This window comes from Nitrospira sp. SG-bin1 (assembly GCA_002083365.1).
GTDB lineage: Bacteria > Nitrospirota > Nitrospiria > Nitrospirales > Nitrospiraceae > Nitrospira_D.
On sequence record LVWS01000040.1, the window covers coordinates 1 to 9,006 of the forward strand.

The window sequence follows — 9,006 nt, forward strand, 5'->3', positions numbered from 1 at the left end:
CCATCGTCCAGCTCTACAAGGCCCTCGGCGGCGGTTGGACTCCGCCGGATTCGGCTCCACAGATGCCGGTAGTGGCAGTGTCCCATGGGGAGAAGGGCTGATTGGGAAAGAAGAGATGTGCTCGGTTGGGCAGGCGATCCAACGAAAGGAAGAAGCCATGGTATGCCATCGATGTAGCGGCCTGATGGTCCGTGAGGAGTTTGGCGACTTTGGGTTCGGCTCAGGCGGGTATGAGCCAGTCGGTTGGCGCTGTATAAATTGTGGCGCCATCGTGGATCCGCTCATTGCGGCACACCAGCGATGTAGCCCTCTGCTCGCAGAGCGTTCGCACACGAAATAAGACAGGACGGCGTCGTCATGCCGGCGACGGCATCGTGATGTGAAGAATCGATGCATATGAACGGACGTGGGTCATTGCCCTGGGAGCAATAATTATGACTGAGAAAGCAAGACTGACGGAGATCGGACCCGATCACTACATGATTTCGATTTACGTGCCGGAGTTCAACCTCCGGTTCAATCACTTCCTGATCAAGGACGACGAGCCGCTGTTGTTCCACACGGGGATGAAACAGATGTTCCCACTTGTTCGGGATGCGGTGGTGCGCGTCATGAATCCGGCGACGTTGCGATGGATTTCGTTCAGCCATTTCGAAGCGGATGAATGTGGCGCCCTGAACGAATGGTTGGCGGTGGCTCCTCAAGCGGAACCGGTGTGCGGCCTGGTCGGGGCCCTCGTGAGCGTGAACGACTTCGCCGTCCGTCCCGCCCATGTGTTAGCGCACGACGAGATTTTAAAGACCGGCGCCTATCGTTTCCAGTTTCAGCAGACGCCACATGTGCCGCACAACTGGGAGGCGGGCCTCTTGTTCGAAGAGGTCACCCGTACCCTGCTCTGCTCGGATCTGTTCACGCATGAAGGAGACGTTGAACCGATGACCAAGACCGATGTCGTCGATCGGGCCAAGCAGGCGCTGCTCGCAGGCAAGAAGGGGCCTTTTGCCGATCCCTACCCTTACACCCCGTTGACCGAACCGATCCTGCATGGCTTGGCTCAGCTTCGTCCGGCGCGACTCGCGCTCATGCACGGATCGACGTTTATCGGTGACGGAGAAGGGGCGTTACGAGACTTGGCGTCGGTGATGCGTGAGGTACTGGGGAGCGAGCCATGAGAATGAGCAAATCGTGATCGATCCAGACCCTTATAAACCGTTTCGTCTGGCTCAAGGCTATCGAGCCGGAGACCTGTTGTTTATCTCCGGCCAAGCCGCGATCGACTCACAAGGACAGATTGTGGGGGTGGGTGATTTCGATGCGCAGGCCCAACAAGTCTTTGAAAACTTGGAACGAGTGCTGCGCGCCGGTGGTTCGAGTCTCAAGAACGTCATCAAGGTCACCATTTATTTGACGAATATGGATTATTTTGACCGGATCGTTGGGTTGCGCGGCCGTTGGTTTACGCCTCCCTATCCGGCGGACACCATCGTTGAAGTTCGATCGCTCTACTCCCGGGATGCGATGATCGAAATAGAGGCGGTGGCCGTCGCAGATGTCGTGGCGGAGCGAAGTTGAGAAGGGCACGGCCATGACGCCAGACCGCAACGTATGGATTGCTGACATGCAAATCATGACAAAGAGAATTCTTCTGCGCGACTTCGTGGAGGGCGATGTTCCCGCATTTCTCTCCTACCATGAAGACCCGCGCGCTCTTGCGTTCTACGGGCCACAGGAAAGGCAGCCGGCCTATGGGCGGGAGCTACTGGAATGTTTCACACGGTGGGCAGCCGAACACCCTCGGCGCAATTATCAGTTCGCCATCGTGCAACGTCGAGAACCTCGATCGCTTATCGGCTGTGGTGGTGTACGGACAGCGGAATCCGAGCAAGTTACGGGTATGCCCTGGCGGCTGCGTCAGCCATCCTCGATTTCGGGTTCGACGAATTACACTGCCGGAGCTCTACGGCAAAACCGCGAGCACCAATGAGCGAGTGATGCGGCTTGCACGGTGGTTGGAGCTGTTTGCGGAAGATCGGCCCACGCCTTATTGGATGGCATCTCGTGGTTGGCGATGTACTGAATGGCGGATCACAACAGTGGGAACTGACCCGACCTGCTTTGCGATCATTGTGCCGTTTACAAGACCTGTCACATAGATGAGGGTAGCCGATGAGCGACGTATTGCTTTCCTCCTTTCACTTTCTGCTGATCTTTATGCTGGTTGCCGTCCTGGCAGCGCAATACGTTCTCATCCGACCGGGAATGACCGCGTCCGGTCTCCGACTAGCCGCACACCTGGATCGAATCTATGGAATGAGCGCGGTCCTGCTGCTCGGCGTGGGGTTTACTCGGGTCTTCTGGGGTACGAAAGGTTCGCCATTCTATCTGTCGAATCCCCTCTTTTGGACCAAGATCGGACTCTTCATGATCGTGGCAATCCTCTCTATTCCGCCGACGCTACGACTGATTCAATGGAGCAAGCAGGTTCACGCAAGACCTGAATTTCTCCCGTCGGAAGAGCAGGTTCGCCGTCTTCAATGGTGGTTGCGTGCGGAAATGATCGTGGTCGTGCCCATTCCGTTTTTCGCGGCAGCCATGGCCCGCGGAATGGGGCTTTCATAAACCGGAGTTAGGTGAGCAAATCAGAATAGTTCGATCGGAGCATTGAAGGTCGATGTCGATTTGAGACCTCTTGATTCGACTAATGTCTAAAGACCAATGAAGAGCGGCAGGAGCTTAATCGTTCAGGGGTAGCCACCTTACTAGGGAGACGGCGATGGAAACGAAGCTGATGTGGACCGGTCGAATCATCTCAGGTCTGATCGCGCTCCTGTTGACGATGAGTGCGGTCATGAAGCTGATGGGCGGCGCCGAGGTTTCGGAAGGCATGGCACGCATGGGACTTCCTGAATCGCTGCGCCTACCGCTGGGGATTCTCGAATTCTCCTGTGTCGCGATCTACGTGATCCCCGCCACTTCCATCACAGGCGCGATTCTGCTGACGGGGTACGTCGGCGGGGCGATCGTCACGCACCTGCGGCTCGGTGAGCCGGTGTACATGCAAATCGTGCTCGGCCTCTCAATCTGGATCGGGCTTTACCTGCGTGAACAACGGCTCAAGGTGTTGATCCCGCTGAGAACTACCTGATCTGTCGATTAAACGATTCTTCTTTCGACTATGAGATGAGGAGACGGGGTGATGTTGCGAAAGTCACCAGAACTCAGACAAAAGGAGGCCGTCATGCGGTTTATGGTGATCGTGAAAGCCACAAAAGACTCGGAAGCGGGCATGATGCCGAGCGAGAAATTGTTGACGGAGATGGGCAAGTTCAATGAAGAGTTAGCCAACGCCGGCATCATGCTGGCCGGCGATGGGCTTCAACCAAGCTCGAAAGGCGCGCGACTAAAATTCTCAGGGAGCACACGCACGGTCGTCGATGGTCCGTTTCCCGAAACGAAAGAACTGATTGCCGGCTACTGGATCTGGCAATGCAAGTCGAAAGAGGAAGCCATCGAGTGGGCCAAGCGCTGTCCGAATCCTGCCGTCGACGGCAGAGAGGGCGAACTTGAAATTAGGCAAATCTTTGAAGCCCACGACTTCGGGGCAGAGTTTACACCCGAACTGAGGGCTCAAGAGGAACGAGTATGGGCACAAGCGGCAAAAAACGATCACTCTCGCTCTTAGCCCCACACTCTGCACCCAGCACTCAGCACTTGCAACCAGAGGAGGAAGCCATGCTGACGACCATTATGTTGATAACTGGTGCCGCGATTGCAGCATTGCTCGGTTATGCCGCGACCAAGCATGATGAAGATCATGGGGTTCTTCTGCGACCTGGTCGGTAAGGATTTCGAGGCGGGCCTGGCCAATCCCAAAACCGTGGTTGAAAAACGAGCATAGGGATTGGCTTCCATATGCAAAACGATCGTCGTCAACGCTATTTCTAATTCCAACTCCGAGCATAAAAGGGAACGAACATGAAAAACAAAGTCTGCTTTTTTGAGATTCCCGCTTCGGACGTCAACAAGGCCAAAGCCTTTTATGAAACCGTGTTCGATTGGAAGGTCAATCTTGAGGGCAACGACGGAGCGATGGCGCTCACCACCGCGGCGGACAAGGACTACAACCCAATCGAAGTAGGTGGCATCAACGGGGGATTCTACAAACGCAAATCCAAAGATGACCATCCGTCATTCGGCGTGGAGACGGAATCGATCGATCAGACGATCAGAGCAATCGAAAAGGCGGGTGGGAAAGTGGTGACCCCGAAACATGGCATGGGAGAGTGGGGATTTATGGCCGACGTTGCCGATCCGGAGGGGAACGTCATGGCACTGTGGGAAAAGCTGAAGAAGTAACCTACACCTCAGAAAGAGAGTGGCTTATGCGATATGTCGACGGATTTGTGTTGCCGGTACCGAAGAAAAACCTGAATGCCTATTTTGGGATGGCCAAGAAAGCCGGCAAGATTTGGCGGGAACATGGGGCACTCGAATACCGCGAGTGTGTCGGCGAAGATCTCAGGGTGAAGATGGGTCTGCCGTTTCCTCGGTTAGCCAAGCTCAAAGCCGGCGAGACGGTTGTGTTTTCATGGATCGTCTACAAGTCACGAGCCCACCGCGACCGCGTCAACGCCAAGGTGATGAAAGATCCTCGCATCAAAGGGATGTGTGATGAAAACTCGATGCCGTTTGACGTGAAACGCATGGCTTACGGTGGATTCGAGGTCGTGGTCGAGGCATAGGTTCTCACAACAAGAGTGGCGAGGCGACTACAAGAGCTTCATCATTTCACGTTGGCTATTTGGAGATGTGTCATGGCTGACATTATGCATCGCGTAGGCATCAAGGCTGGTCCCGACAACGTGTATTGGGCCCTCTCGACGATCGAGGGACTTGCCGCTTGGTGGACGGCGGACACGAGCGGCGTCGCCGATGTTGGGGAAACCATTTCCTTTCAGTTTCGCGACCCCAACGGAAAGATCATCGGTGTGTTCGACATGGAAGTGTTGAAACAAGAGCCATTCAAGAAGGTTCAATGGAAATGCGTCAAGGGACCCGAGGAATGGATTGGGACGGACATCAATTTCGATCTGAAGCATGAGAACGAGTTCACGATCGTGCTGTTCGCCCATCGCAAGTGGAAGGAGGCCAGCGAGTTTACTGCCCATTGCAGTACGAAGTGGGCCGTCTTTTTGATGAGCCTCAAGGAACTCATCGAAACCGGCAAGGGCAGGCCGGCTCCTCACGATATCAAAATTGACGATTGGAATTAATGTAATACGTATACTCGCGGACAAAAGGAGGCAATATGGTCAGCAAGATATTCGTCAATCTCCCCGTCAAGGATCTCGACAAATCGATGGACTTCTTTAAAACGATCGGCTTTTCATTCAACCCACAGTTTACGGACAAGACAGCGGCCTGCATGGTCATGAGCGACGACATCTACGCCATGCTACTCACCCACGACAAGGTGAAGGAATTTACGAAAAAACCGATCGCCGACGCGCATCAGACGACCGAGTTGCTCACGGCTCTGGCCGTCGAAAGCAAATCGAAAGTGAATGAGCTCGCTGACAAGGCGATCAAGGCCGGCGGGATAGAGGCTTATTCTCCCAAGGACTATGGTTTCATGTTCACACGGAGTTTTGAAGACCCGGACGGCCATATTTGGGAAGTGTTCTGGATGGACCCCGCAACGGTGCAGAAGGGATAGAGCGCTGCCATAGCGGCGACTGAACGCGACAGTCGGAACACTTTTGCTGCTTCACGTAAACCCCGGTCGCCTAAATCGCGATCGACTGGAACTCGGCTTTAGATAGTGGATCAGCAGCCGCCCGCAGTCTCCTAGAGGATTCCCGAGCTGTACGGCCGGAAAATCATTGTTTGACTGTGGGAGAAAGCGATGCCCGTGCAGATCAATCCTATATTTCAGTTATTGCGGCAAGTTGCCTCACGTATTGCAGTTGTCCACCGGAAACGAGAGTGTGAGCGTGATGGGTCCTTGTGTGAAAACGATGTGTTCGAACATGACTCTGCTTGTAAGAGCATACTTCTTCCGATCTTGTTCCTTGGTTCCATGCTGTTCCCTCAGCCATCTGGAGGAACTGCGGCCGAAAGCGTAGGGCTTCCCCCCGAACGATCGGGCCACATTCTTGTTCAGGATGCCTCCACTGATTCGCATCAGCACTCTGGGGAAGTAACGAATCAGCACAACGTCGGTGGACGCCCCTATTCCTTATTCATGCATCACACTGCCGGCTATTTTGTATTCGTCATCGGCATCCTGATGGCCATGGGCCGAGCGACACATTCCCGACAATCTTTTCTGCAATACGCCATCGGCATGACGTGGACGCTGTTCGGTCTGTTCATCTTCGTTCGAGCGGACCCTGACGGTTGGCCGATGGGATCGAGTTTCTGGGAAAGTTGGACCATGCCGACCTCTGTCGAATGGCTGCAACATAAATTGTTGTCGCTCATTCCCCTATTGCTGGCGCTGCACGCTTTTCGTGGTCGGCACATGATGGGGCAGAACAATGCGGCATCTTATGTTGCGGGTGGATTGGCCATCATCGGCGCAGTCGGGCTGCTCAGTCATCAACATCTCGACCATCCAGGTTTGGATGTCGTAAACGTGCAGCATCGTTTTTTTGCGGGCACTTGTCTGTTGATCGCCCTGAGTCTTTTTAAGGAGGCGAGGGGTCGATGGGTTGGAACCAACAAACGGCTCATTTTCCCCACGCTGCTCATCCTTCTTTCTCTACAGCTCGTCTGGTACACCGAATGAGAAGATTGAAAATGGAAATGTTCAGAGCCCGGTGGACGACCGATTGGCCATTAAAGTTCCGTGAGCATCACGAGACAGTGCTGACAATTCTCCCCCCGTGATGTCGATTCCAGCATGGCTTGAACGACTAACCGACAGAACGCTGTTCTAGGGTAACGGGGAAAGATCATGGACCTATGATCACAAGCCATCACAAGGAGAACAATCATGTCGGCACATACCATCCAACTTCACCGCGTGCTTCGGGCCACACCGGAGAGGATTTACCGCGCTTTCCTTGATGCGGACGCGATGGCCAAATGGCTTCCACCGAACGGATTTACCGGCAAGGTCCATCAGTTGGACGCCAAAGTCGGCGGCACATACAAAATGTCGTTTACCAATTTCACCACCGGCACAAGTCACTCGTTCGGCGGCGAGTATCTCGAGCTGGTGCCGCACGAGCGCATCCGTTATACGGACAAGTTCGACGATCCCAATTTGCCGGGCGTGATGCACACGACCATCGCCTTGAACAAGCTGTCCTGCGGGACCGAACTGAACATCACGCAGGAAGGCGTACCAGCACTTATTCCGGCAGAAGCATGCCACCTGGGATGGCAGGAATCGCTCACCTTGCTGGCGAAACTTGTGGAGGTTGAAGTTCCTGATCAGCAGTGAACGTCCGGCTGATTGGCGGGATGCACACGGAGATCGGACTACGAGCATTACCTGCCGCGCATAGAAACTGAAGGTTACATGTACCATGATCAACAAACTGTGTGGAGCCCACATCAGTTGGATTGCCGTGATGATTACACTGGCCCTAGCCGCCGGCGTCGCTGGATGGGTGAACCGAGACGACGTCGCAGTGTTACTCGCACCTTCCAAGAAGGCAACCAGCGTACGAAGTCTTGCAGCCCTCCACGCCGACGACCTTTTCTGGCACACCTTCCACAGCGGCGCATACGACGAGATCCCACGTGTATTGGAGGTCTTGACAGCGGCGTACTTGCAAACGCCGACCGATGCCGTGACGGCTGCCCATATCGCCTGGCTTCATAACTGGCGCGTAGCCGAACGCGCACGGTTATCGACCATCCCGGCCACGATCACCGACCATACGGTTCTGGCACGGCGATACTTCGAGGAGGCCGTCAATCTCGATCCGTCGGACCCTCGAACACAAGGATTCCTCGCCGGCCATACGGTGACCGAAGGAACCCTGCACAAAGACGAACGTCTCCTCCGGCGTGGGTACTTTATGCTGCTCGATGCCATCGAGGCATGGCCCGAGTTTAACCTGTTCACCGCCGGCTACGTGATGAGCCGCTTGCCGGCTGACTCGCCACATTTCAAAGAAGGACTCGAATGGCAATGGCGCAACCTTGATGTCTGCGTGCAGGAGCGTGTTGATCGTACCAAGCCGGACTACGCGAAATACATGCCGCTCGAAACTACAGAAGGCACAAAGCGGGTCTGCTGGAACTCCCGGATCGCGCCTCACAATCTCGAAGGTTTCTTCTTGAACATGGGGGACATGCTGGTCAAGTCGGGTGACTGGCAGACAGCCCAAAAGATCTATGCCAATGCGAAGCATTCACGGGATTATGCGACCTGGAAGTTCGCGGGCGTGTTGGAATCGCGCATCGAACAGGCCCAGGAGAATGTCGCGGTGTTTAACGGAGCACTAGGAACACCGGTTCGACCGATGATGATCAATTCGACCTTTGCCTGTACCGGGTGTCATCAGCAGTAGTCCTTTACAGCTCTCAGTGGTTCCCACATCCGGATAGCCCTTCGCCTGCTGACCTGCTCCTATAGACTGTCGACGCGCATGAGAACCTGGGGGATGTCCCAGTTCATACGGGTTCCTCGCTACTCTACGGTAGGGCCTCATGATGGATGATGGAGTGCCAACAACCATGAGCAAGCGGAGGTGACTTATGGCCATGCCCATTCTGAGCGATCGCATCCGAACGACGCTGGAACAATTGGGTACTGAATGCCCACTGGAGGAGGTCGTGGATCTCTGTCCTGAAGTCACCTGGAATCAGGTATTCCTGGCCATCGATCACTTGAGCCGTACAGGACAGGTTCGTGTGAGATTGGATACCAACAGAACCTACTGGGTCCAGACCCATCACCGTGAGACGGCGGACTGTTTACCTCACGCTGAAGTTCCTACATTCAATCATAAGTTGAGCACTTCCTAGACCCGCCGTAAGAGAGGCGGC

The 9,006-nt window shown here is 54.8% G+C and carries 15 protein-coding genes; 14 read left to right on the forward strand and 1 reads right to left on the reverse strand.

Features of this window, described 5'->3' with window-relative positions:
• The first annotated feature begins 434 nt into the window (after positions 1-434).
• The 10 genes from A4E19_20490 (at position 435) to A4E19_20535 (ending at position 5,716) form a co-directional block, all read left to right on the forward strand.
• Positions 435-1,172, forward strand: coding sequence for an MBL fold metallo-hydrolase (locus A4E19_20490; GenBank protein ID OQW31210.1), 738 nt, complete (start codon positions 435-437; stop codon positions 1,170-1,172).
• The gene (locus tag A4E19_20495) at positions 1,147-1,572 is read left to right on the forward strand and encodes an enamine deaminase RidA (protein OQW31211.1); all 426 of its coding nucleotides are present in this window, start codon (positions 1,147-1,149) and stop codon (positions 1,570-1,572) included. Before A4E19_20490 ends, A4E19_20495 begins: the two co-directional genes overlap by 26 nt.
• 46 nt (positions 1,573-1,618) lie before the next feature.
• The gene (locus A4E19_20500) at positions 1,619-1,984 is read left to right on the forward strand and encodes a hypothetical protein (protein ID OQW31212.1); all 366 of its coding nucleotides are present in this window, start codon (positions 1,619-1,621) and stop codon (positions 1,982-1,984) included.
• 182 nt (positions 1,985-2,166) lie between these two features.
• Positions 2,167-2,619, forward strand: coding sequence for a hypothetical protein (locus A4E19_20505; GenBank protein OQW31213.1), 453 nt, complete (start codon positions 2,167-2,169; stop codon positions 2,617-2,619).
• A gap of 154 nt (positions 2,620-2,773) precedes the next feature.
• Positions 2,774-3,145, forward strand: coding sequence for a hypothetical protein (locus tag A4E19_20510; GenBank protein ID OQW31214.1), 372 nt, complete (start codon positions 2,774-2,776; stop codon positions 3,143-3,145).
• 93 nt (positions 3,146-3,238) lie between these two features.
• Positions 3,239-3,682 (forward strand): dehydrogenase, encoded by a 444-nt coding sequence (locus tag A4E19_20515; GenBank protein ID OQW31224.1) that lies wholly within the window; start codon positions 3,239-3,241, stop codon positions 3,680-3,682.
• 293 nt (positions 3,683-3,975) lie between these two features.
• The gene (locus tag A4E19_20520; protein OQW31215.1) at positions 3,976-4,356 is read left to right on the forward strand and encodes a hypothetical protein; all 381 of its coding nucleotides are present in this window, start codon (positions 3,976-3,978) and stop codon (positions 4,354-4,356) included.
• Between the two features lie 26 nt (positions 4,357-4,382).
• On the forward strand, positions 4,383-4,742 hold the full coding sequence (locus A4E19_20525; protein ID OQW31216.1) for an RNA signal recognition particle: 360 nt from the start codon (positions 4,383-4,385) through the stop codon (positions 4,740-4,742).
• A 72-nt stretch (positions 4,743-4,814) separates the two neighbouring features.
• Positions 4,815-5,273, forward strand: a complete 459-nt coding sequence (locus tag A4E19_20530; protein OQW31217.1) for a polyketide cyclase — start codon at positions 4,815-4,817, stop codon at positions 5,271-5,273.
• A 35-nt stretch (positions 5,274-5,308) separates the two neighbouring features.
• Entirely contained in the window at positions 5,309-5,716 is a 408-nt protein-coding gene (locus tag A4E19_20535; GenBank protein OQW31218.1) for a hypothetical protein, read from the forward strand.
• Positions 5,717-5,953: 237 nt separating this feature from the next.
• Here the strand turns inward: A4E19_20535 and A4E19_20540 are convergent, their stop codons facing one another.
• The gene (locus A4E19_20540) at positions 5,954-6,214 is read right to left on the reverse strand and encodes a hypothetical protein (protein OQW31219.1); all 261 of its coding nucleotides are present in this window, start codon (positions 6,212-6,214) and stop codon (positions 5,954-5,956) included.
• A 30-nt stretch (positions 6,215-6,244) separates the two neighbouring features.
• Here A4E19_20540 and A4E19_20545 point away from each other — a divergent pair, with 30 nt between their 5' ends.
• The 4 genes from A4E19_20545 to A4E19_20560 all read left to right on the forward strand — a co-directional run bounded on the left by A4E19_20545 (position 6,245) and on the right by A4E19_20560 (position 8,985).
• Positions 6,245-6,790: a hypothetical protein gene (locus A4E19_20545; protein ID OQW31220.1), complete on the forward strand. Its 546-nt coding sequence runs from the start codon at positions 6,245-6,247 to the stop codon at positions 6,788-6,790.
• Between the two features lie 207 nt (positions 6,791-6,997).
• A complete protein-coding gene (locus tag A4E19_20550) occupies positions 6,998-7,450 on the forward strand; it encodes a polyketide cyclase (protein ID OQW31221.1) in 453 nt (150 codons plus the stop codon).
• An 85-nt stretch (positions 7,451-7,535) separates the two neighbouring features.
• Complete coding sequence (locus tag A4E19_20555) at positions 7,536-8,528, forward strand: hypothetical protein (GenBank protein OQW31222.1); 993 nt, start codon at positions 7,536-7,538, stop codon at positions 8,526-8,528.
• Between the two features lie 187 nt (positions 8,529-8,715).
• Positions 8,716-8,985: a hypothetical protein gene (locus A4E19_20560; protein ID OQW31223.1), complete on the forward strand. Its 270-nt coding sequence runs from the start codon at positions 8,716-8,718 to the stop codon at positions 8,983-8,985.
• Positions 8,986-9,006 lie beyond the last annotated feature (21 nt).